This window comes from Sinorhizobium fredii (genome assembly GCF_002944405.1).
GTDB classification, from domain to species: Bacteria; Pseudomonadota; Alphaproteobacteria; order Rhizobiales; family Rhizobiaceae; genus Sinorhizobium; species Sinorhizobium fredii_C.
This window is the reverse complement of sequence record NZ_CP024307.1, coordinates 3,088,726-3,111,533: the sequence shown is the minus strand read 5'-3', so window position 1 is coordinate 3,111,533 and position 22,808 is coordinate 3,088,726. Positions and strand designations below refer to the sequence as shown.

The 22,808-nt window shown below is 60.0% G+C and carries 20 protein-coding genes and 2 pseudogenes; 21 read left to right on the top strand and 1 reads right to left on the bottom strand.

What is annotated here, in order from left to right; genetic code table 11:
• The 6 genes from NXT3_RS15290 to NXT3_RS15265 all read left to right on the top strand — a co-directional run bounded on the left by NXT3_RS15290 (window position 1) and on the right by NXT3_RS15265 (window position 7,089).
• Window positions 1-1,665, top strand: a complete 1,665-nt coding sequence (locus NXT3_RS15290) for a peptide ABC transporter substrate-binding protein (RefSeq protein WP_104839619.1) — start codon at window positions 1-3, stop codon at window positions 1,663-1,665.
• 70 nt (window positions 1,666-1,735) lie between these two features.
• Window positions 1,736-2,686 (top strand): ABC transporter permease, encoded by a 951-nt coding sequence (locus NXT3_RS15285; RefSeq protein ID WP_037426694.1) that lies wholly within the window; start codon window positions 1,736-1,738, stop codon window positions 2,684-2,686.
• Window positions 2,687-2,720: 34 nt separating this feature from the next.
• Window positions 2,721-3,599 (top strand): ABC transporter permease, encoded by an 879-nt coding sequence (locus NXT3_RS15280; RefSeq protein ID WP_037426696.1) that lies wholly within the window; start codon window positions 2,721-2,723, stop codon window positions 3,597-3,599.
• Window positions 3,600-3,771: 172 nt separating this feature from the next.
• Entirely contained in the window at window positions 3,772-5,082 is a 1,311-nt protein-coding gene (locus NXT3_RS15275) for an NAD(P)/FAD-dependent oxidoreductase (RefSeq protein ID WP_097527110.1), read from the top strand.
• Between the two features lie 82 nt (window positions 5,083-5,164).
• Window positions 5,165-6,499 carry an NAD(P)/FAD-dependent oxidoreductase gene (locus NXT3_RS15270; RefSeq protein ID WP_037426707.1) on the top strand — a complete coding sequence of 445 codons (1,335 nt, stop codon included), beginning with the start codon at window positions 5,165-5,167 and terminating at the stop codon, window positions 6,497-6,499.
• Between the two features lie 113 nt (window positions 6,500-6,612).
• The gene (locus tag NXT3_RS15265; RefSeq protein WP_037377440.1) at window positions 6,613-7,089 is read left to right on the top strand and encodes an Lrp/AsnC family transcriptional regulator; all 477 of its coding nucleotides are present in this window, start codon (window positions 6,613-6,615) and stop codon (window positions 7,087-7,089) included.
• A gap of 95 nt (window positions 7,090-7,184) precedes the next feature.
• On the opposite strand, the gene NXT3_RS15260 is transcribed toward NXT3_RS15265, so the two are convergent.
• On the bottom strand, window positions 7,185-7,658 hold the full coding sequence (locus NXT3_RS15260) for an Lrp/AsnC family transcriptional regulator (RefSeq protein WP_165914152.1): 474 nt from the start codon (window positions 7,656-7,658) through the stop codon (window positions 7,185-7,187).
• A gap of 522 nt (window positions 7,659-8,180) precedes the next feature.
• Here NXT3_RS15260 and NXT3_RS15255 point away from each other — a divergent pair.
• The 15 genes and pseudogenes from NXT3_RS15255 to NXT3_RS32405 all read left to right on the top strand — a co-directional run.
• Entirely contained in the window at window positions 8,181-9,581 is a 1,401-nt protein-coding gene (locus tag NXT3_RS15255; protein ID WP_097527112.1) for an aspartate aminotransferase family protein, read from the top strand.
• Window positions 9,582-9,597: 16 nt separating this feature from the next.
• On the top strand, window positions 9,598-10,377 hold the full coding sequence (locus NXT3_RS15250) for an amino acid ABC transporter ATP-binding protein (protein ID WP_097527113.1): 780 nt from the start codon (window positions 9,598-9,600) through the stop codon (window positions 10,375-10,377).
• 35 nt (window positions 10,378-10,412) lie between these two features.
• Window positions 10,413-11,228: a transporter substrate-binding domain-containing protein gene (locus NXT3_RS15245; protein ID WP_037425863.1), complete on the top strand. Its 816-nt coding sequence runs from the start codon at window positions 10,413-10,415 to the stop codon at window positions 11,226-11,228.
• 60 nt (window positions 11,229-11,288) lie between these two features.
• A complete protein-coding gene (locus NXT3_RS15240) occupies window positions 11,289-12,002 on the top strand; it encodes an ABC transporter permease subunit (protein ID WP_097527114.1) in 714 nt (237 codons plus the stop codon).
• Window position 12,003: 1 nt separating this feature from the next.
• Window positions 12,004-12,684, top strand: coding sequence for an ABC transporter permease (locus NXT3_RS15235; protein WP_037425857.1), 681 nt, complete (start codon window positions 12,004-12,006; stop codon window positions 12,682-12,684).
• 23 nt (window positions 12,685-12,707) lie between these two features.
• Window positions 12,708-13,061, top strand: coding sequence for a cupin domain-containing protein (locus NXT3_RS15230; protein ID WP_097527115.1), 354 nt, complete (start codon window positions 12,708-12,710; stop codon window positions 13,059-13,061).
• Between the two features lie 262 nt (window positions 13,062-13,323).
• Window positions 13,324-14,289, top strand: a complete 966-nt coding sequence (gene eutB / locus NXT3_RS15225; RefSeq protein WP_097527116.1) for a hydroxyectoine utilization dehydratase EutB — start codon at window positions 13,324-13,326, stop codon at window positions 14,287-14,289.
• A 16-nt stretch (window positions 14,290-14,305) separates the two neighbouring features.
• Window positions 14,306-15,301: an ectoine utilization protein EutC gene (eutC, locus tag NXT3_RS15220; RefSeq protein WP_104839618.1), complete on the top strand. Its 996-nt coding sequence runs from the start codon at window positions 14,306-14,308 to the stop codon at window positions 15,299-15,301.
• Between the two features lie 193 nt (window positions 15,302-15,494).
• On the top strand, window positions 15,495-16,991 hold the full coding sequence (locus NXT3_RS15215; RefSeq protein ID WP_104840011.1) for an NAD-dependent succinate-semialdehyde dehydrogenase: 1,497 nt from the start codon (window positions 15,495-15,497) through the stop codon (window positions 16,989-16,991).
• A gap of 131 nt (window positions 16,992-17,122) precedes the next feature.
• Window positions 17,123-17,476, top strand: a complete 354-nt coding sequence (locus tag NXT3_RS15210; protein ID WP_104839617.1) for a cupin domain-containing protein — start codon at window positions 17,123-17,125, stop codon at window positions 17,474-17,476.
• A 278-nt stretch (window positions 17,477-17,754) separates the two neighbouring features.
• The gene (locus tag NXT3_RS15205; protein WP_097527118.1) at window positions 17,755-18,591 is read left to right on the top strand and encodes a GNAT family N-acetyltransferase; all 837 of its coding nucleotides are present in this window, start codon (window positions 17,755-17,757) and stop codon (window positions 18,589-18,591) included.
• A 321-nt stretch (window positions 18,592-18,912) separates the two neighbouring features.
• A pseudogene (locus NXT3_RS15200) lies at window positions 18,913-19,944 on the top strand (IS630 family transposase); the annotation flags it as partial.
• A gap of 259 nt (window positions 19,945-20,203) precedes the next feature.
• Window positions 20,204-21,163: a low-specificity L-threonine aldolase gene (gene ltaE, locus NXT3_RS15195; RefSeq protein WP_234828051.1), complete on the top strand. Its 960-nt coding sequence runs from the start codon at window positions 20,204-20,206 to the stop codon at window positions 21,161-21,163.
• 381 nt (window positions 21,164-21,544) lie between these two features.
• The gene (locus NXT3_RS15185) at window positions 21,545-22,525 is read left to right on the top strand and encodes a threonine dehydratase (protein ID WP_037425819.1); all 981 of its coding nucleotides are present in this window, start codon (window positions 21,545-21,547) and stop codon (window positions 22,523-22,525) included.
• A gap of 67 nt (window positions 22,526-22,592) precedes the next feature.
• Window positions 22,593-22,774: pseudogene (locus NXT3_RS32405) on the top strand (D-amino-acid oxidase); the annotation flags it as partial.
• Window positions 22,775-22,808 lie beyond the last annotated feature (34 nt).

Sequence of the window (22,808 nt, the reverse complement as noted above, 5' to 3'; positions counted from 1 at the left end):
ATGACGAAAGATTCTACAACGAAATCGGGCTATTCTCGACGCGACGCGCTACGCCTCATGGCAGCGGGCGGCATTGCGTGCTTTGCCGCTCCCAACCTGCTCGGCAAGCCTGCCTTTGCCGATACTGCTAGCCCAACCGGTCGCGTCGTCGTCGGGCTTTCGCAGGAACCCACCGTCTTCCATCCGCTGATGGCCCATATCGAGGTAGACGATGCGGTCCATTTTTCCCTATTCGACGCCCTCTTCCGCATGGATCCGAAGGGTGGTCTTCAGCCCAATCTTGCCGCCGAAGTGCCAACACAGCAGAACGGCGGCATTTCGGAGGACGGTCTGAAGTGGCGCGTCCGCCTGCGTGATGACGTTCGCTGGCACGATGGCGAGCCCTTCACCGCCGAGGATGTGAAGTTCACTCTCGAGCTCATAACCAACCCGAACTTCCGCGCCTGGCGCACGGGCGGGCATTCACTGGTACGAGATATCACGGTGGTTTCGCCGACTGAGCTTACCTGGCGGATGGAGGAGGCTTTCGCCCCTTATCTGTCGTTCCTCACCGAAACCTTTATGGTGCCCAAGCACATTCTTGAGAAAGAGGCCGATCCCAACGCTGCCGCCTTCAATCAGGCACCTGTCGGCACCGGTGCATTCAAATGGGCGCAGCGCGTCGCGGGCGATCATCTCGAGCTGGTCGCGAACCCTCAATATTTTGGGGATGGCCCCTATGTCGAGCGGCTCGTCTTCAAGTACATCCCTGACATGACCGTGCTCTATACCCAATTCAAGAGCGGCGACATCGACCTTACAGACCAGGCATACATCACCGCCGACCACTATGATGAAGCTAAGACATTGCCGGGCCGTGTGGTGACGCTGGTATCTGGGGCATCAGTCGAGTCGATCTATCTCAATCTCGAGAAGCCGCAATTCAAGGACCCGGCTGTCCGCAAGGCGCTCTATGCCGCGATGGACAGAAAAGCAATTATCGACGCGATCTATTACGGCGTCGGCACGCTCACCGAGACGTTCATGCCACGGACGTCCTACTATTACAATCCGAACCTGCCGGCGCAGGAGTTCAACCTTGACCGGGCGCGACAGATCCTCGACGAGGCGGGCTGGGTTCCGGGGCCGGATGGAATACGTGCCAAGGATGGGGTGCGGCTGTCGTTCGCCAATTCGACGACGTCGGGCAACAATCTGCGCGAACAAGTGCAGCAGTTCCTGCAGCAGACATTCGCGGAGATTGGCGTCGAGATGACGATATCCAATCTGCCGGCGGCCGTGATGTTTGGTGAGTTCTGGCTCAAGTCGCAATTCGACTCGGCGATCGCGGGTGTTACCCATCTCATTGCGGCGGATCCGGACGCCACTAACCGCCTCGCTACCAGCGCAATTGCTGCCAAGGGCGGAAAAGGCTCGAATGTCGGCCAGTATTCCAATCCAGAAGTTGACGCGCTGCTCAAGAAAGGTGCCCAAACCTTCGATCCTGAGGCGCGTCGCGAGATCTACTCCCGTATTCAGGAAATCGTTCGTGAGGACCTGCCGTTCCTGCCGTTGTTTGCCGCTACCTATGTCGTCGGTCGCAAGGAAGGTCTCGAGGGGTGGGAGCCCAATTCCAACACCCGCACGGCCTCCTGGCATGCCGCCGGATGGCGTTGGCAAAGCTGACATACGCTGCCGCCGTCGCGAGTTGCGGCGGCGGCATATCCATTGATGCTGTCATGAAGGAGGAGAGCCAATGCGCGGCTTCCTGCTCAATCGCCTTTCACAAAGCCTCGTCCTGCTCCTGATCGTTTCGGTCATCGGGTTCGTCGTCCTGAATCTCATTCCGGGCGGCCCGTTGGCGCAATTCGGGCTTGATCCCAGCATGACCCAGGATGATCTCAATCGTCTGAAGGAGCAGCTGGGGCTCAACCGCCCGCTGTGGATGCAGTATCTCGACTGGGCCTGGCGCCTCGTACAGGGCGACTGGGGTCACTCCTTCCGCGACGGCGCGCCGGTCTTGGATGTGATTGGCCGCCACCTTGTTGCAACGCTGTTGTTGATGGGTTCATCTACCGTCATCGCGATCGCCATCGGCACGTGGATCGGCATCCGCGGCGCCACGCACCGCTATTCTGTTTTCGACTATCTGGCGACGGTCGGGGCGATGGTGGCGCTGTCGATCCCGACTTTCTGGTTCGGCCTTGTCGGCATATATGTGTTTTCGCTCCGACTCGGCTGGTTGCCGGCCGGCAACATGTACACGATAGGCGACGGTTCGGTTCTGAACCATATCCATCACCTGATCATGCCGAGCATCGTGCTGGCGCTGGTACATGTCGCCATCTGGAGCCGTTACATGCGAACGGCGACGCTTGATGTTATCAGCCAGGAATTCGTCAAGACCGCCCGTGCCAAGGGATTGAGCGAGCGCCGGATCTTGATGAAGCATGTCGTCGGCAATGCGCTGCTGCCAATGATCACACTGGCAGGGATGCAGCTTCCCAGTGTGCTGACGGGTGCTCTGGTCACCGAGACGGTGTTTACCTGGCCGGGGATGGGCCGGCTGTTCCTCGACAGCCTCGGCTACAGCGACTACCCGGTGGTGATGGGACTGCTCATGTTCTCGGCCATCCTCGTCGTGCTTTGCAACCTGATCGCCGACATCGTCGTCGCCATCATCGATCCTCGTATTCGTCTGAGCTAAGCGCCTCATGGACGCTCAACAGGAGGCCACCATTATGACCGCCATTGTCGCAAATTCACGCCAGGAGCGTTGGTGGAACAGCCGAACGGCACACCGCTTCATGAACCACCATCTGGCCCTCCTCGGGATGGTGATGATCGCCGTCCTGACGCTGGCGTGCGTCCTGGGCCCGTACCTGCTGCCCTATGATTCACTCTACATCGATCTGCGCGCCCGCTTTGCTCCGCCCTTCACCGGCCACCACTATATGGGCACCGATCCGCTGGGACGGGACTTGGCGGCGCGGCTGTTCATGGCGGGGCGGGTTTCCCTGCTGGTCGGTTTCTCCGCGATGCTGTTGTCGACGCTGATCGGAACCCTTGTCGGCGTGCTCGCGGGATACCGGGGCGGCTGGCTCGGCACGACGCTGATGCGCACGGTGGATGGGTTCCTGTCATTCCCGTCGATTTTCCTGGTGCTGGCGCTTGCCGCAGCGCTGAAGCCCAGCCCGATGATGATCACCGTCGTCATCGCAGCCACCAGCTGGATGGAAGTGGCCAGGATCGTCGAGGCCGAGGTCCGCTCCCTTCGCGAGCGCGAATTCGTCCAGGCCGGTCGCATGCTGGGGTTGAGCGGAACGCATATCATGTTCCGCGAGATCCTTCCCAATGCGATGGGCCCGATCATCGTCGCGGCCACCCTGACCGTCGCCCGCGCCATCCTCATGGAGGCCTATATCAGCTTTCTCGGCTATGGAATTCAGCCGCCGCTGCCCAGCTGGGGCAACATGCTGAACGGCGCGCAGCAATATCTGGGGAGCGCACCGTGGCTGGCAATCATTCCCGGTGCAGCCATTACCATCGCCGTAACCAGCTTCAACTTCATCGGCGACGGGCTGCGCGATGCGCTCGATGTTCGCGGTGATCACACCTGAGGGGAATGCGAGCCCGGGGCCGTGGTCACAACATCAGGGGGAAGACCGTACCCGCTCGTCGATCGTTTTCGAAGGGCGATGTGCGAACCGTAGTTGCCGGCGGTCGTACCCCGTCTCTCATTTTGTCAGTAATCGCAGAAGGCCTGGCCAAGCGCAACGAGAAGTCGGTTCCATGGAAGACTCTAGAATCGCAGACAAGAACACGCCCTATTGGTGGGAAGAGGCACCGGTCAGACCGCTGCCGCGGCAGCCGCTGGCCAAAAAGCTCGACGTGGCGATCATTGGCGCCGGATACACCGGGTTATCGGCGGGTCTCGTTCTGGCGCGCGAGGGCCGTTCGGTTGCGGCCTTCGATGCAATGAACCCGGGCGAAGGAGCCTCGACGCGCAACGGCGGAATCACCAGCGGAAGCATTCGGCCGGATTACGCCACGATTACCCGGCGCTTCGGCGAAGAAAGGGCCATCGCAATCGAGGCCGAGGGCAAGATCGCCCGCGAATTTCTTTACGACTTCATCAGGACCGAAGGGCTCGATTGCGACTTTCAGCTGGTTGGCCAGTTCAAGGGCGTAATCGGCTATGACGATTACGAGAAGACCGCGCGGAGCGCCGAAGTGCTGGCGAAGCGACTGGGGATCGATGCCTATGCTGTGCCGTACGCCGAACAGCACAATTACATCGGCACGGACTTCTATCGCGGCGGCATGGCGCGGATGGATATCGGTGGGTTGCACCCGGCCAAGTTCCACGCTGAACTCCTGCGGGTGGCGTTGGCTTCGGGACTGACCGTCCACGCAGGTACGCGCGTGACTTCGGTAGCGAGGGATGGGGCCGAGTTTCGTGTGGTGACGGAGGCGGGCACCGTGCAGGCCCGCCAGGTGCTGGTCTGCACTGACGGCTATACCGACGGCGCGGTTCCCTTCCTGCGCCGGCGGCTGGTCCCGGTTCGCAGCCGGATCATCGTCACCGAGGAGCTCGCGCCAGAAGTGATGGCGCGGCTTATGCCGAAGCGGATGATGATGATCGAGGGCCGGCAACTTGGGTTCTACTACCGCCCGACACCCGACGGAAAGCGCATTCTGTTGGGAGGCCGCGACAGCTCTCGCGTCGGCGATCCAACCGCGCCGAAGCTGTTTCTGCGTCGGGGCCTAGTGAACCTTTTCCCAGAACTGGAGAACGTTCGCCTGTCGCACACCTGGTTTGGCAATGTGGCGATGCACCGGGACATGCTGCCCCGCATCTTCGAGAAGGACGGCTTGGTCTATGCCACCGGTTTCTGCGGTTCGGGCGTCGTCTGGGCGCCATGGATCGGAACGCGCGCGGCTCACAAGCTACTGGGCCATGCCGCGCAAGCGCGCACGGCGTTCGACTTCCGGCCGCCTGCGTCCATCCCCCTTTACCGGGGCAATCCCTGGTTCATGCCGGCCATCATCCAGGGCTTTCGAATGCAGGACCGCATCGCCCTGTACCGCGCGCGTCGATAGAGCTTAACCGTTTGAGGATTCCAGCGCTCCTGCGGGGGCGCTGTTCGAGAATCTCATGCACTATTGCAGAGGAATACAGATTATGCCGGTCGACGTTCAGAAAGTCCGTGACAGTGCCTCTTTTCCAACCCAGGTGGATGTCGTCGTCATAGGGGCAGGGATCGTCGGTACATGCACGGCCTATGAACTCTCCCGACAAGGGGTCTCCGTTGCTCTGCTCGAAAAGGGCATCGTTGGCGGCGAACAGTCAAGCCGCAACTGGGGGTGGGTGCGTCAGCAGAACCGCGATCTCCATGAGCTTGCCCTTGCCATGTACAGTCTGCGGCGCTGGGAGGAATTGGGCACCGAGATCGGCCGCGATCTCGGGTTTCGTCGAACCGGGATACTCTACTGCACCAAGAACGAGGCGGATGTCGCCCGCTGGCAAAAGTGGGGCCAGGCCGCACGCGTCCAGGGATTTCACAGCGAGATACTCACGGCTTCCGAGGCGAACGAGCGGGCCTCGGGCGGCACATCCTCCTGGGTCGGCGGCGTCTGGTCTCCGACCGACGGGAGAGCGGAACCGAGCCTTGCCGTGCCTGCCGTCGCCGAGGCCGCCAAGGAAAGGGGCGTGTCGCTCCATCAGAACTGCGCCGTTCGCGGCCTCGACATTACCAATGGCCGGGTAACAGGGGTATGGACGGAGCGGGGAATTGTGAAAGCGAGCACCGTTGTTTGCGCCGGCGGGGCATGGGCTTCCCGCTTTTCTCATCGCTACGGCATCGAACTTCCAGTCGCCAACATCGCCGGGACGGCGATCAAGACAACCCCGGCGCCCGAAATCGTTCAGGCAGGATGTCTATCGGCTTCGAACTTCGTGTTGCGGCGTCGGACCGACGGCTCCTACACCATTGCCGTACCCGGGCGCGGTACGCTCGACATCACGCCGCGAGGAATGCGATACGCTTTCAAGTTCTACGAGATGTATCGCAGCAAGATCGGCAAGAAACTCAAATACCGCCTCAACAGCAGCTTCTGGAATGGTCCCGATGCCTTCGGCAGCTGGGAGAACGACGAGATCTCGCCGTTTGAAAAGAGCCGCATTCTGGACCCGGCGCCCGACGCGGAACTCGTCAAGCTCGCAGTGAAGAACCTCGAAAGCGAGTACCCGGCGCTGAAGGGGATCGGGGTCGAACGCGCGTGGGGCGGGCTCATCGATACCTCCCCAGACCTCGTGCCTGTTATCTCGAGAGTGGAGGAACTCCCCGGCTATGTGATCGCCGCGGGCTTCAGCGGACACGGCTTCGCGATCGGACCCGGGGCCGGCCGTCTGGTGAGCGAGATCGTCATGAATAAAGAGCCACTGACCGACATTTCGCCTTACAGGCTGAGCCGGTTCAGCGATGGCTCGGCGATCCGACGGCCGGAAATGATGTAGCCGTCAGATCGGCTGCCGTTTGGAACCCGAGGGATTATTGCCACCGAGCCTCGTCCGCTGACGAAACTCCAATCGCTCATGCAAAGGTCGTGGCAACAACCGGGTGGGCGCACATGAAACTGGACAGAATTGACATCAAGATCCTCTCCGAGCTTCAGAAGAACGGACGGATGACGTATGTCGAGCTCGCCGAGCTCGTGAACCTGTCCGCAACACCTTGTCTCGTGCGGGTGAAGAGGCTGCAGGCAGAAGGCTATATCGGCGGCTATTCCGCGATGATCAACATGGGAAAGCTTGGGCAGGTTCTCACTGTCTTCACAGAGATTACCCTGAGGAACCATCGCCAGGCCGACATCGCCCGCTTCATGTCGGCCATCCAGAATATTGAGCAAGTAATCGAATGCCACGTCGTCTCAGGTGACTACGACTATCTCGTCAAGTTCGTGGCGAGCAGCATAGGAGAATACCAGTCACTCATGGAGCGGCTGATAGAAATGGACATCGGAATCGAGAAATACTTCAGCTTCGTTGTACTCAAATCTCCGATCACCAAGTACCACGTGCCGCTGACTGACCTGTTTGACATTTAGTGTAGCCGTGGACGGACAGCATACAAACTCGCCCGCAAGGCGAAGCCAACCGCCGTACCAGACAGCAGACCTGCTTGCGCTGACCGAAACAGAGCTCAGAAGGCAGCAAGGTCGATTGGCAGCGCAAAGCCGACCTTCACTCTGTCCATTATCACCATTGTCTTGAATCCCTTGATATCCGGATTCTCATAGAAGAACTTTCGCGTGAATATCTCGTAGTCCTCCATGCTTCGTGCTGTCACGATCAAGACAAAGTCCGACTCGCCGGTAATATAATAACCGTTCATCACCTCCGGTGTTTGGCGGATGGATTGCTTGAAGCGGTCCACTATGTCGGCGCGTTCCCGCTCTAAGGACACGAGCACCAGCATGGCGATCGGCCGGCCGATCATCTTCGGCTTCACGATCGAGACATCCGCCTCGATGACCCCCTTCTCCCTCAGGCGTCTTACACGCCTCTGCACGGCCGTCGGCGACAGCCCCACCAGTTCTCCGAGCACCTCATAGTTGTGCCGGTTGTTTGTCTGCAAAACGCTCAGGAGGCGAGCGTCTAGCCTGTCGAGTTCCACCAAACCCTCCCTACGCAGTTTATCTTCGCTTGAGCCCGACAAAAGCAGGATTCCTGCGAGCGGGCACCTTAGTCCGTTAAAATCGATCGCTCGGATGCACATAAGCTCTCGCTCATTGGACACGCCAATCCGAGAGAAAAATGCTGAATAACGGGCTGTCGGCGCGGGACGCGCTGAAAATAAGGAGCAATGCGACGCTTTTCTGCACCCGGGCTTTTGTCGCGGGAAGATGGCATGGGTCGGGTGCCGCCGCGGTCGTCGATCCTGCTGGCGAACGGCAATCACCGATGTCGACGGCTGAGACCTTCGCCTCTTCAGCGCGCGATCGAGCGCGGCCCGCACACGCGGTGCCTCTCTGCAGCAGCACTGAACGGGCGATGGGCCTGTCTTCGGCGAGGTCAGAGTCAACGCGGCGATGCGCGCACCGACCCCTTCAGCTTTTTGAAGCAATCGGGTCCCGGCAGGCATTCATCAAACCTGAATATGTGTGTTTCGGCGGTCGCGCCGCCTGAGGAAGCCGCAATGAAAACTGTTGTCGAAATAAGCGAAATGGATCGGCGATCTGTTCTACATCCATTCACATATCTGAAGGACTACGCCGAAGGTCAGACCGCGCCGACCATTGTGGAAACCGGCAAGGGCGTTCGCATCAAGGATGCGAGTGGGCGCGAATATATCGACGGTTTTGCCGGTCTTTACTGCGTAAACGTCGGCTATGGCCGAACCGAGGTCGCCGAAGCCATTGCTCGTCAGGCGTACAAGCTGGCCTATTATCACTCCTACGCCGCCCATACCACGGAAGAACTCGCCAAGCTTTCCGATCGGCTTGTGAAAATGTCACCCGGGCGCATGTCCAAGGTCTTCTTTGGCCTTTCCGGATCGGACGCCAATGAGACGCAAGCTAAGATCGTTTGGTATTACAACAATCTTCGCGGCAAGCCCGCGAAGAAGAAGATCATTGCGCGCGAACGCGGCTATCACGGATGCTCCGTCGTGTCGGGCTCGATGACCGGGCTCAGCTTCTACCACGACCACATGGACCTGCCGGTCGCCGGCATACTGCGCGCCGGCCTGCCCCATCATTATCGCGGCGCATTACCGGGCGAGACGGAAGAAGCGTTTTCTGAACGTCGCGCGCATGAGCTTGAAGCACTTATTCTGGCCGAAGGCCCGGAAACGGTGGCCGCACTCATCGCTGAACCGGTGCTCGGCACCGGCGGCATTATCCCGCCGCCGTCAGGCTACTGGCCAAAAATCCAGGCGGTGCTGAAGAAGTACGACGTCCTGTTGATTGCGGACGAGGTGATCTGCGGTTTTGGCCGCACGGGAGCAATGTTCGGCTCCGATTTGTACGGCATGGTCCCGGACCTCGTCACGGTCGCGAAGGGGCTGACATCGGCATACGTGCCGCTTTCGGCCGCGATCGTATCCGAACAGGTTTACGACGTCATGCAGGAGGCTACGCCTCAAGTGGGCGCCTTCTCGCACGGCTACACCTATTCCGGCCACCCGATCGGCGCAGCGGCCGCAAACGCGGTTCTTGACATCGTAGAGCGCGACGACCTCCCCGGGCAGGCGGCGAAGAAGGGAGCCTATCTCCTGGGCCGGCTCAAAGCCGAATTTGAACAGAACCCAATCGTCGGCGAAGTGCGCGGCGTCGGCATGATGGCGGCGATCGAATTTGTCCCGGACCGCGGCGCGAAGATGCCATTCAGTCCCGCGTTGAAGGTCGGCGGGCGAATTTCTCAGGCCGCGCGCAACCGAAACCTTATCGCTCGCGCCATGCCCCATGGCGATATCCTGGGCTTCGCACCACCGCTCACGATGAGCGAAGCGGAGATCGATGAGATGGTCTTCATCGCAAAGGCTGCGGTGGATGAAGTTCTACGCGAACTTTTCGCGCAGGGTGCGGTGAAAGGCTGAGGACACGGCATTGGTTATGACAGGAAATGTCCTGAAGGTCCGTGAACTCTGCAAGACTTTTGGGTCGACCAAGGTTTTGAACGGCGTCAGCTTTCGAATGACCGAGGGCGAGGTCATTTCGCTGGTTGGGTCGTCCGGTTCAGGCAAGAGCACGGCGCTACGCTGCGCGAATTTGCTTGAGACGCCGACCTCCGGTGAAATCGAGGTTATGGGTCACACCGTTTCGGCGGTCGTGAACGATCATGGCAAGACCGAGATCCACAGTGCTCACCACATAAAGAACTTCCGTCGCCGCATCGGCATGGTGTTCCAGAATTTCAATCTGTGGCCGCACCAGACTGTCCTCGGCAACGTGACCCTGGCGCTGCTCTACGCCCTGGGAAAGAACAAGCGCGACGCGAAGGAGATCGCGCTCTCGGCACTTTCGAAGGTCGGCATGGCCGATTTTCGCGACCGATATCCCCATCAACTCTCCGGCGGCCAGCAACAGCGTGTTGCGATCGCCCGCGTGCTCGCGATGAGCCCGAAGATCATGCTTTTCGACGAACCCACCTCCGCACTTGATCCGGAGTTGGTGGGGGAGGTTCTGAGGGTCATCAGAGGGCTAGCAGATGAGGGAGCCACCATCCTTCTCGTCACCCACGAGATGCGGTTCGCGAGAGACGTCTCGAACCGAATGATCTTCCTGCACAAAGGTGAAATTGAGCAGGACGGTACGCCGGAAGAATTGCTTCGCAATCCAGCGTCGGACGCTGTGGCGCGATTCCTTTCCAGCGTGATGCCACTGGCCGCCTGACGGCTGTTATCAAACGAAAAAGAGGGGTAACTCCAATGTCGACGATCACGAAACTTCGCTCAATTCTCGCATCCGGCCTCTTCCTGTTCTCAGCCGCGGCATCGCAAGCCGAAGAAGGGGTCCTGCGCATCGGCACTGAAGGAGACGCGCCGCTGTTCAGCATGGCTGACGCTAACGGCAACGTAACCGGTTTCGATGCCGATATAGCCAACAGCATTTGCGCTGAACTCAAGTTGAAGTGCAAGTTCGTCGTCCAATCCTTCAGCACGCTCGTGCCTTCGATGGACAGCGACCGGTTCGACGTCATCATCTCCGGTTTGGGCATCACGGCGGAACGCCAAAAGAAAATCGACTACTCCATTCCGTATGCCACCACGCCCCTCTATTTCGTGGTGGCGAAGGATTCGCCTCTTGCAGGTCTCAAGAGCCTGGACGAGATCGTAAAAGCGCTCGACGGCAAAAGCCTGGGCGTGGTCACCGGAACCACATATGCCAAGTTCATCCAAAAACACGTCCCCAGCGCAGATCTGAAAACCTACGACGCAACGACGCAGCAGACGGCTGACCTCGCTGCAGGCCGCCTTGATGCCGCCTTCGGCGACTCCCCGACCTGGGCGGATTTCCTCGCCACTCCGGACGGAGCAGGGTTCACCCGAGTGAACGTCAAGATCATGGCGACGGACGATCCAGCATCGCTCGGTCACGGCATGGGCGTCGGTATGCGCAAGGGCAATGCCGAACTCAAGGCAAAACTGGATGCGGCGCTCTGCAAGATGATCACAGAAGGCAAGGTGAAGAATGCCAGCCTCAATTGGTTCAAGGACGATTACACCATTCCCTGCACGAAGTGAGGCTGAGATCGACACGTCGTCGCGGCCGGAATCGCGACGACGTCACGGGAGATATGTCCGATGTCTTTTGACCTATGGGTTCTTCTGGTTGAGCGGGGGTGGGGATTTGCCCTTCTCCGCGGCGCTATGGTGACACTGGCGGTCGGCCTGCTCGGGATGCTCGCCGGGGTTATCGCGGCGGTGCCCCTGGCGCTGTTGCGGTGGCGGCGCCTTCCCGTACTCTCGCAGGCGGTGGATGGCTACAGCATTCTAGTGCGCGGGGTTCCCGGGCTGCTCGTCATCTACCTCCTGTTCTTCGGCTCGATCGAGTGGGTTCAAAGGCTGGCAACCGCTTTCGGCTATCAAGATAGCGCCGACAGCGCTTATCCCTTCGTCATCGGCGTTGTTGCGATCGCGGCAATATCATGTGCCTATTCGATCGAAGTGTTCCGCGGCGCGCTTGACGCCGTGCCGGTGGGCTTGCTGGAAGCGGCAAAATCCCTTGCCCTGCCGACCCACGTCACTTTCTTGCGCGTCACTCTGCCTATCGCTCTGCGACTAGCACTCGGCGGCCTCAACAATGTTTGGCAGATGACCATCAAGGACACCTCGCTGGTGTCGGTCGTGGGCATGCAGGAATTGATGCGCTCCGCGGCAATCGCCGCCGGCATTACTCGTTCTCCGCTCTTGTTCTACTGCGCTGCTGCCGGGATGTTTTTTGCGTTGACGGCAATCAGTCAGACGCTCTTCAGTCATACGGAGCGGTTCTTCAACCGTGGCTTCAGTCGGGGATAAGATGGAACTAGACCTTGTCACATATGCGGTTCCGTTCCTTCTGGTAGGTGCCAAAACGACCTTGCTGATCAGCGTCTTCGGCGTTGCTCTGGGATTGCCGTTCGGCATTGCATTAGCTGTCATCCGCACATCCAGGAACCGGATAGTGAGCAGGAGCGCGGATATCTACTGCGCGATCTTCCGCGGCACGCCCATGCTGGTGCAGATCTTCGTGATCTACTACGGACTAGGCCAGCTCAGTGCCATTCGCACTAATCCCGTGATCTGGTGGATCGTCGGCGACAGCCTGCATGCGGCGATCCTGGCCGTCGTACTCAACACCGGTGCCTATACAGCGGAAATCTTCCGGACCGCACTCCTTTCCCTTCCGCGGGGTCTGATCGAGGCGTCGCAAGCCTGTGGCCTGTCGGTGTGGGCCACTTTTCGCCACGTCAAGTTTCCGCTGGCGGTCAGGCAAGCCTTGCCTGCCTATAGCAGTGAAGTTGCCATCATCGTCAAGGAATCAAGCCTCGCATCGACGATCACGGTCCTCGAGATCACCGGCTATGCCAAACGGTTGATGAGCGAAACCTTCGCCATCATGGACATCTTCATTGTCACATCGGCGTTTTACCTGATGATGAACGTAATTAGCTTAGTTTCTCTAAAGTTGATCGAAAGAAAACTGTCTTTCGGAAAATAATCGTCACAGTAGAAAGGTGATCTATGCCAAAACTAACCTTCATCGACCAGAAAAATCTCCCAATGCCGCGGAAGGGCGCGCCGCCTCCCGAGCGGCTGGTCGATGGACTGCCGCAATTTCTTACATGGGACATCGCCGCTACCGCAGACGGAAAGATGCGGACGGGCGTATGGGAGGCAACTCCGGGCGCCTACCGTTCGATCAAGGGTGAGACCTTTGAATTCTGCGTCATTCTCTCCGGAGTGTCCGAACTCACTGAGGACGGAGGCGAGCCCCGCAGGATCAGCGCTGGTGACGCTTTTGTGATGCACCCCGGCTTCGTCGGCACATGGCGGGTTATCGAGACCACACGCAAGCTTTGGGTCGCGCGCGACTGATCGCGCCGACATCCGCGCAAATCGGTGAAGTGCGCGCGACCGCCAGCTTTGTGAAATGGCGGCGCGCGCAATAACCTTACCTGTTTCTGCAGCAGGCTCCTGATTGTGATTCACATAGCATCTGGCTGTTCGACGGTGCCACCAACTCGGTGGCGTACGATGAACTGGGCGGTCGCGCCGAGTTGCTGCGTCATCACCTCCGATGAGGAGCCGGGACCACTCCGCCGATCATGACCGGTTTAAGCAGGTGAAATATAACGGAATGATTAGCCATGACCTGATCAAGCAGGCACGTGAGCGCATCGCCAGTCACGTCCTCCGTACTCCTCTGACGATATCGACATCGCTTTCCGAACGCACCGGAGTGCAGGTCAGCTTGAAGCTCGAGCATCGCCAATCGACCGGTAGCTTTAAGCTCCGGGGTGCAACAAATGCAGTTCTTCAACTCAGCCAGTTGGAGCGCGACCGCGGCGTCATCGCAGCCTCAACCGGCAATCACGGAAGGGCACTTTCCCTTGCTGCCCGGGCAGTCGGATCCGGCGCGACCATTTGCATGTCGCGTCTGGTACCCGAAAACAAGGTCTCGGAAATCCGACGGCTGGGCGCAACAGTACGGATAGTGGGTTCTTCGCAGGACGACGCACAAGCGGAAGTCGAACGGCTGGTTGCAGAGGAAGGGCTCAGCATGATCCCGCCTTTTGATCATCCTCACGTCATCACCGGCCAGGGAACGGTCGGGCTTGAAATCGTCGAGGAGATGCCCGAGGTCGCGACCGTTCTTGTTCCTCTTTCTGGAGGTGGGTTGGCCGCAGGCGTCGCGGCAGCCGTAAAGGCCATGCGACCCCAGGCCAAGGTAATCGGCGTCACTATGGACCGGGGGGCAGCCATGAAGGCTAGCATCGACGCCGGCCACCCGGTGCAGGTGAAGGAGTATCGCAGTCTGGCCGACTCGCTCGGCGGTGGAATCGGCTTGGGTAACGCCTGGACTTTCCCGATGTGCAAAACCCTTCTCGACGACATCGTCCTCGTCAATGAACGCGAGATAGCTGCCGGTGTGCGGCACGCGTACGAGCAAGAGCGTGAGATTGTCGAAGGCGCTGGCGCAGTTGGTATCGCGGCGCTGCTTTCCGGCAAGCTGGCTCATCTTAAAGGTCCGGCAGCAGTCATATTGTCGGGTCAGAATATCGACATGACGTTGCATCGAAAAATCATCAACGGACGCATATAGCAACTGAGGTGGGCTGATGCCTATTATTAGAATACTTACCGAGCCTGAGCTCAGACAGATCATTCCGCTCGACGTCGATGCGGTTAAGTGCACGGAAGGCGCGTTTCGCGCGCTGGCGGTCGACAATGCGGTGGAGATGCCGCCCATTCTGCGTCTGGATGTGCCTGAGAGCAGAGGCGAAGTCGATGTGAAAACCGCGTATATTCCAGGCTTGAGCGGCTTCGCGATCAAAATCAGCCCTGGTTTCTTTGACAATCCGAAGCTCGGCCTTGCGAGTACAAACGGGATGATGGTTTTGCTCTCAAGTAAAACCGGGCTGATTCAGGCACTGCTTCTCGACAATGGCTACCTGACCGACGTCAGGACAGCTGCCGCCGGTGCAGTCGCGGCAAAACACCTGTCGAGACACGATGCTTCCATCGCAACCATCTTCGGCGCCGGAGTACAGGCAAGGCTGCAACTCCAAGCACTCACTCTGGTGAGACCAATCCAGGAAGTCCGTATATGGGCGCGTGATTACTCCAAGGCGGAGGCGCTCGTCGAACAATTGAAACTCGAGCACAGCATGCCGGTTACAGCATTCGCGGATCCAAAGGAAGCGGTGTCGGGTTCCCATATCATTGTGACAACGACACCCGCGGGCCGCCCGATTCTTGATGCCTCCTGGCTCGAACCCGGGCAGCACGTGACGGCCATGGGCTCCGATGCCGAACATAAAAACGAGATCGACCCGGTCTCCATTGCGCGCGCAGACATTTATGTGGCGGACAGCCTGAAACAGACGCGGAGGCTGGGTGAACTTCATCATGCCATGGAGGCTGGGCTATTTGCGAGCGACACGGACTTTCCGGAGCTAGGCCAAATTATTGCCGGCCGGAAGGTCGGACGCACTCGCGATGCAGACATCACAATAGCCGATCTCACCGGTACAGGTGTCCAGGACACTGCAATTGCCACGTTGGCCTTTCAGCGCGCTGAGGAACTCAGTGCAGGCAGGATGTTCGAGTGCTGAGGCGGTTTGTGTCTTAGAGTAGCGCTCATGCTCGGACACCCACCGACCTCGGCCTCAAAGGCTCAAAAGTTGCAGCCACGTTCATGAGCCTCGCAATTTTCAATGCAACCAATTTGATCTATATTGACACCAATCGTGAGACCAATCTTATATTGATCGTGTGTCAACCTGATTGGTAGCAAAGGTGCTGAACGTGAAACCAACTCCCGCGCAAAAAACTACTCCGCTTATCACTCCCGCCTCGGCTGCCGTAGTTCGCGATGCTCCTACGCAACTGTTCATCGGCGGCGAATGGGTTTCGGCAAAAGAAAACCGCACATTTGAAGTGGTCGACCCCTCGACTGGAGATATAGTCGCCAGCGTTTCCGATGGCGATGTTGCCGATGGTATATCCGCGGTCGATGCAGCGGAAAAGGCCTCTGCGGCTTGGAAGGCAACTTCGCCGCGGCATCGCTCGGACGTTTTGATGAAGTGTTTTCATCTTGTGCTCGAAAAGGCGGAATGGCTGGCGCAACTCATCACCGTGGAGAACGGCAAGGCACTTGCGGACGCCAGGTCGGAGGTCGCCTACGCGGCCGAGTTTTTCCGCTGGTACGCCGAGGAAGCTGTACGGACGCCGGGCGAATTCGGACCTGCGCCCTCTGGCGCCAACCATATCATCGTCAACCATGAGCCGATTGGTATCGCCGTATTGGTGACGCCCTGGAACTTCCCCGCGGCAATGGCGACCCGGAAGATCGCGCCCGCACTGGCCGCGGGCTGCACATGCATCCTGAAGCCCGCAGCTGAGACCCCACTGACGGCGCTCGCGGTCGGCGAGATCATGCGGCAGGCCGGCGTTCCGGCCGGGGTGGTCAACATCGTGACAACGAAGAAGGCCGGACCCGTGGTCAGCGCCATGCTGCATGACAAGCGGGTACGGAAGCTGTCGTTTACCGGCTCGACAGGCGTCGGTCGGACGTTGCTGCGCGAGGCTGCGGACCAGGTCGTCAGTTGTTCCATGGAACTCGGCGGCAATGCGCCCTTCGTTGTTTTCGACGATGCCGACCTGGAGACGGCGGTCGCCGGAGCAATGGTTGCCAAGATGCGCAACGGCGGCGAGGCATGCACTGCCGCGAATCGCTTCTATGTGCAGAAGGGGATTCTGGCGGAGTTCACGCGGCGGTTCGCGGAAGAGATGGCCGCACTCAAGGTCGGACCAGGACTGGCTTCGGAGACGCAGCTCGGGCCACTGATCACCGAGGCCGCGGTCGCCAAGGTGGAACGCCTGGTGGACGACGCCATTGCCAAGGGGGCCCGCCTGGTTACCGGCGGCAGCCGCTTGGACCGCGACGGCTTTTACTACCCCCCTACCGTACTGGCTGACGTTTCTCCTGATGCCGAGATCCTTCGCGAAGAAATCTTCGGACCGGTTGCGCCAGTCATTGCATTTGAAACCGAGGACGAGGTCGTCCAGATGGCCAACGACACCGAATACGGCCTGGTTTCCTATGTGTTCAGCAGCGACCTCAAACGCGCGCTTTCGGTCGCCGGACGGCTGGAAAGCGGCATGGTCGGAATCAACCGAGGCGTCGTCTCCGACGCTGCCGCACCGTTTGGCGGCATGAAGCAGAGCGGCCTCGGCCGAGAAGGAAGCCACCACGGCATGCTTGAATATCTCGAAACAAAATACATCGCCGCAAGCTGGTAGGTACCCGGCGCTTCCGACCGCTTCCTTCTACCGCAATGACAATCTCGTAGCGCGGTCGGAGCCGACATCACATCCATCTTGACTAACTTACGACGCGAATTTTCTTTCACTCTGATAAATTGGAGAACTGGATGTCACTACTCAAATCGATCGACCCAAATCCTTCGTTCGAACCGAAGCACGCGACCCCCGCGCCGGATCGCCTTATCGCCGGTGCACCCGCCTTCAAGACCTGGGCGCAGGACAGCGACAAAGAGGGCAAGGTGAATACCGGCGTCTGGGAGGCCACTCCCGGCGAGACGCACTCCATCAAGGGCGAAACCTTTGAATTCTGCCACATCCTGCAGGGAGTGGTCGAGCTGACAGAGAAGGGCAAGGACCCGGTCATTTATCGCGCGGGCGACAGCTTCGTGATGAAGCCCGGCTATGTCGGGGTCTGGAAAACAATCGAGACGGTACGGAAAATCTACGTCACCATCACTTAATTGTTGCACCGAAAAGACCGTTCCGACGCACATTACTCAATTTCCATGCGGGTTGGAGTGCCTTGGCAGGGGAGGTCTGCCGGTCCGCAACGCCCGAAAATGGGCTGGGCGATTATTCGCCCAGCCCAACTCGTGCTTCCAGCAGTATGCCCTTTAACAAAGAGCTTGCGCTTCATTGTTGTCGCAGTACAGCCTGAGATCTCATCGCTCACCCGAGGCGGTAAAACCCTGCCGTTGTTTCCAAGGTGAGCGTGGATACCAATGAAACGGATCAACCCATGCAAACCGAAACGTTCGCTCTCGCGCCTTTCGAGGCTCACCATTTGGATGGTGCTTTGGCTCTGTCACGTGCAGCGGGCTGGGCACACAGGAGAGAAGATTGGGAGATGATATGGTCGCTGAGCGAGGGGCGGGTTGCCCTTGTGGGTGATCGTGTCGTAGGCACAGCTCTCATGACTCCCTTCGGCGACACCTGCTCAGCCATCAACATGATTATAGTCGATGAAAGCCAGCGGGGCCGGGGACTCGGAAGACAATTGACCAGCGCCGTGATGGAACTCGCCGGTGATCGGGAATGCCGTTTGACCGCAACAAGTGACGGCTTACCTCTTTACGAAAAGCTGGGGTTCGTTACGACGCATCAAATCGTCCGCCACCAGGGCGTTATTGGCCGCGTCGATACACCTGAAAATGTCGCGTGGATCGGGCCCGACGCCCTGCCGGCAATCAAAGCGCTCGATCGCGCGGCTTTCGGCGCCGACCGCAATGCGCTCCACGATGCGCTGGTGAAGGAGGGTCCCTTCGCCGTTATCCGGAACGATGGCGATATCGTCGCCTTCGCGGCCACGCGTTTTTTCGGGATGGGTGAAGTCATCGGCCCGGTCGTGGCAGAAAACGCGGCACAGGCGAGGGATTTGATTGCCTTCATCCTCTCCGGCAAGGAAGGTCGTTTCGTGCGCATCGACATCCCTGAACAAAGCGGCCTTTCCTCATTGCTCGAAGGCTGCGGGCTGCCTCACGAGGGCGGAGTCATTGCGATGGTTCGGGGTGCAAAAGGCCGGTCTCAGATATCGGCGGTTCGAACTTTCTGCTTGGCGAGCCAGGCTATTGGCTGACTGCACATTTGAGGAGGCCGTTGTCACTGAAACGGATATTGCGGATTCTGTGGCGGAACAGGGGGCTGGAGGGGAAATCGACAAAATTCTTCGATCGGGGGGAGCGCAGTGGAAACCCTGACTGAACTCTACACGCTACCCCGTCATCTTTGGAGCGGCTGGTAGCGACCCGCTCGCCTGCCTCCATTCGGGAGTTCATGCTGGCGTGCAGTCACCAACCAGCTCAAGGCTTCCGGAGGAGGCGGACGTAGGATTGCTTAGGTATGACCGACGAGCGCCGCTTCCGACTCTCATAGGATCCCAAGAAGGCAGGAATCTGAAATCCATGCTGCTAAACAGGAGGTTGGCAATGGGTTCAGCGGTTTTGTTGCTTTCGACGGTGCAGCTCTTCGGCAACTTGCACGGCAGGCGAAGGATGCCAATCAGTCCTGGCGGTTGCTGGCTCTTGCAACAATTTATGACGGCGGCTCGGGTACTGCGCGGATCGGCAGCGTGGCTCTGCAGATCGTGCGGGATTGGGTCCTGCGCTTCAACACGCGCGGCCCCGACGGACTTGCGTATCGCAAGGGCCCCGCGGTCGGGCGAAGTTGAACCACGCGCAGCGCCAGGCGCTGGCGAAGATCGTCGAGAGCGGGCGGATCCCTCGCTCCGCGGTGTCGTCCGCTGGCGGCGCAAGGATCTGGTGCAGTGGATCTTTCAGGAATTCCGCATCTCGATCGGTGAGACGACGGTCGGGCGTGAGTTGAAGGCGTTCGGCTTCGCCAAGCTCTCGGCCCGCCCAGGCCACAACGCGCAGAACGACATCGAGGCGGCCGCTTCTAAAAAAGACTTCCCCGCCCCTCTGGCAGAAATCAGAGCCAAGCTCCCGCAGGGCACGGACATCGACTGTGGTGGGCCGACGAAGCGCGGATAGGCCGAAGAACTGGATTACGCGGCGTTGGGCGCGTCGCGGAACCCGGCCATCCGCGTCCGCGGACCAGCGAACCATGTGGGCCTACATCTTCGGCGCCATCTGTCCGGGAAGGGCAAGGGCGTCGGCCTCGTGCTACCTTGGCGCGACACCGAAGCCATGCAGGGGCACCTCGCCGAAATCAGCCGGGCCGTAATCTGGCCGGATGGCACGTCACGCCGAAGCTCAAGGTACCCGACAACATTACCATGATGTTCCTGCCGCCGCGCTCGCCGGAACTGAACCCCGTAGAGAACGTCTGGCAGTTCATGCGCGACAACTGGCTCTCGAACCGCATCTTCAAGGACTACAACGATATCGTCGCCCATTGCTGCGCTGCATGGAACAAGCTCATCCAGCCGTGGCGCATCATGTCCATCGGACTGAACCAGCGGGCCCATGGTGCTGCTCAATGCGCCTTGGTATCAGTTCTCGGTCACAATAAACCGTCGCGCCAGTCGTCAATCGAGGAAATACTGATCGCCTCATTGGTGATCCTGCATCACCAAAAGCCGTCAGCAAAATTCGATAGCCCGGCCCAGTCGTTTGGCTGTATCACCAAGACAGCCGCACCCAGGGACCTGGACTATGCAAACACCTGTCATCCGCCTTGATTTCCGTTCCGATACGGTCACCCGTCCAACCCTTGGCATGCGTGCGGCGATGGCTGCCGCCGAGGTGGGCGACGATGTCCTTGGCGACGATCCCACGATCAAGGCGCTCGAGGCCCGACTTGCCGCACTGTTCGGCAAGGAAGCGGGACTGTTCATGCCAACCGGCACCATGTCCAATCTCGCTGCGATCATGAGCCATTGCCAGCGCGGCGAGGAATTTCTCTGCGCAACCGGAGCTCATACCTATCTGTGGGAAGCCGGAGGCGCTGCGGTGCTGGGCTCGGTCCAGCCGCAACCCTTGCCGGTGCGCGCCGACGGGACAATCCCCATCGAGGACCTTCACGCCGCGGTGAAGGACGACGATCCGCATTTTGCGATCACGCGACTGGTCACCATCGAGAACACGTTCGCCGGGCGGGTCCTGCCGCGCGATCATCTGGCCGAGGTCCTCGAATTTGCGCGGGAGCGGAAGCTCGCCACCCATCTCGATGGTGCGCGGCTGTTCAACGCGGCTGCGGCGCTCGGCGTTGATGTCGGGTACCTGGCAGAGGGCTTCGATAGCGTGTCGCTGTGCCTTTCAAAGGGGCTGGGGGCGCCGCTCGGATCAGTGCTGGTCGGCGATGCCCCATTGATCGCCAGTGCGCGCCGGTGGCGGAAGATGCTTGGCGGCGGAATGCGGCAGGCAGGGATAATTGCGGCGGCTGGGCTGTACGCGCTCGACCACCACGTCGACCGGCTGGCCGAGGACCACGCCAATGCTCGGGTGCTCGCGCAAGCATTTGCGGGAATTGAGGGGCTGAAGGTGACCCCGCCGCAATCAAACGTGGTCTTTGTCGAGCTCGCGCCCTATCTGGCGACCCGGCTGTCCGAGGCGCTACGTGAACTCGGCATCGCGGCGAGTTTCTGGCCCGGTGGGCGCATGCGCTGGGTCACCCATCTCGATGTCAACCGTGCCGCTGTCGACGAGGCCATCGCGGCAGTGCGCGAGATCACTGAGGGCCGGACATGAGAGGCGTCATCGATCCACAATTGATCGTCAGAATAACAAGCGCCACTGTCGCACCAAACAGCCCCTGCGCCGCCATAGCCCCATGACTGCGCCGGCCCGAAGGGGTTTTGGAGAGCGTGCAGACCGGAATGGGCGGTCGGGACTGGCGGAAAGAGTGCCAAGGCAGGGGCGCTTCCCATATTTACCTGAAGAAGCGCCGATATTGTAGGTGGGGTCTGGTGCGCCGCCAAGGCGTTCCGCCTGGCGGGTCCGAACCTGAGAAGCTGATGCAATACTCAGGCAAAGTAGACGTGGAGATGCCGTAGGTGGCAGAGACCTTCACCACGTTATTGGACTGATAAACGACGCTGGTTACGCGTCGAAGAAACATGGAAGCAAGGCATGCATCTGTTCGCACGCAAGGACCTCGAGGAAGCCGCCGCACTCGTTTACCGGCATATGTCACCTACACCGCAATACGTGTGGCCGCAGATCTCGGAAATGGCAGGGGCCGTGGTCTGGATCAAGCACGAGAACCATACGCCGGCCGGCGCTTTCAAGGTCCGCGGCGGAATCACCTTTATGGATTGGCTCCGCCGCAGCGGGCGTTCGACCAGGGGAATCGTCACGGCAACGCGCGGGAATCATGGCCAGAGCCAGGCCCGTGCTGCGCGGGCAGCCGGTCTTGCCGCCAAAATCGTTGTCCCGCACGGCAATTCGGTCGAGAAGAACGCAGCCATGCGGGCCTTTGGCGGCGAGGTCATCGAGTACGGCCGCGACTTCGACGAGGCCCGTACCGAAGCCCGGCGCCTTGCCGCCGAAACCGGCCTATTCCTGGTACCGCCCTTTCACGAGGAGATCGTCCGGGGTGTCTCAAGCTATGGGTTGGAACTCTTCACCGCGGTGCCCGATCTCGATGCCGTCTATGTGCCCATCGGCTGCGGCTCGGGGATTTGCGGCGTCATCACCGCGCGCGAGGCCCTGGGCCTGAAGACGGAAGTGATCGGCGTAGTTTCGACGCACGCGCCGGCCGCGAAGCTCTCCTTCGAGGCCGGACGGCTGATCGAAACCGAAACGGCGCTGACGTTCGCCGACGGCATGGCCGTGCGCATTCCCGTCGAAGAAGCTTTCGCAATGTACTCGAAGGGCGCCTCACGGATCGTCGCCGTCAGCGACGAGGAGGTCGCCGAAGCGATGCGCCTCATCTACCGCGCGACCCACAATGTCGCCGAGGGTGCCGGCGCCGCGTCACTTGCGGCGCTGCTTAAGGAAGCCTCTGTCATGCGCGGCAGAAAAGTCGGCCTTATCTTGAGCGGCGCAAATGTGGACGCCGAGGTCTTCCAGAAAGTACTGGGCGGGGAGACACCACCGGTGGCGACGTAAGGAAGTGACAGTCGGCGGCACGAGAGCTTAAGGCAGAGTTTTCACTATGGCTATCTCGTCGAAGCCGGCCGATGGTGTGAAGGGCCTTTACCTGGCCGCGGGCGGCTCCGGCCACGGCTTCGGGCTCGGGCCGGTATCGGCCGCTTGGCTGCCGACCTGGTTGCCAATGATACCCCGTGTGTCGACCCCAGCTCCTTCCGCCTGTCGCGTGTCGTTGATGGTTCAAAAGTCAAAGTCGGCGCAATCTGATCGGGGGGCCAGATCCAGAGGAAGCCGTTGGGGA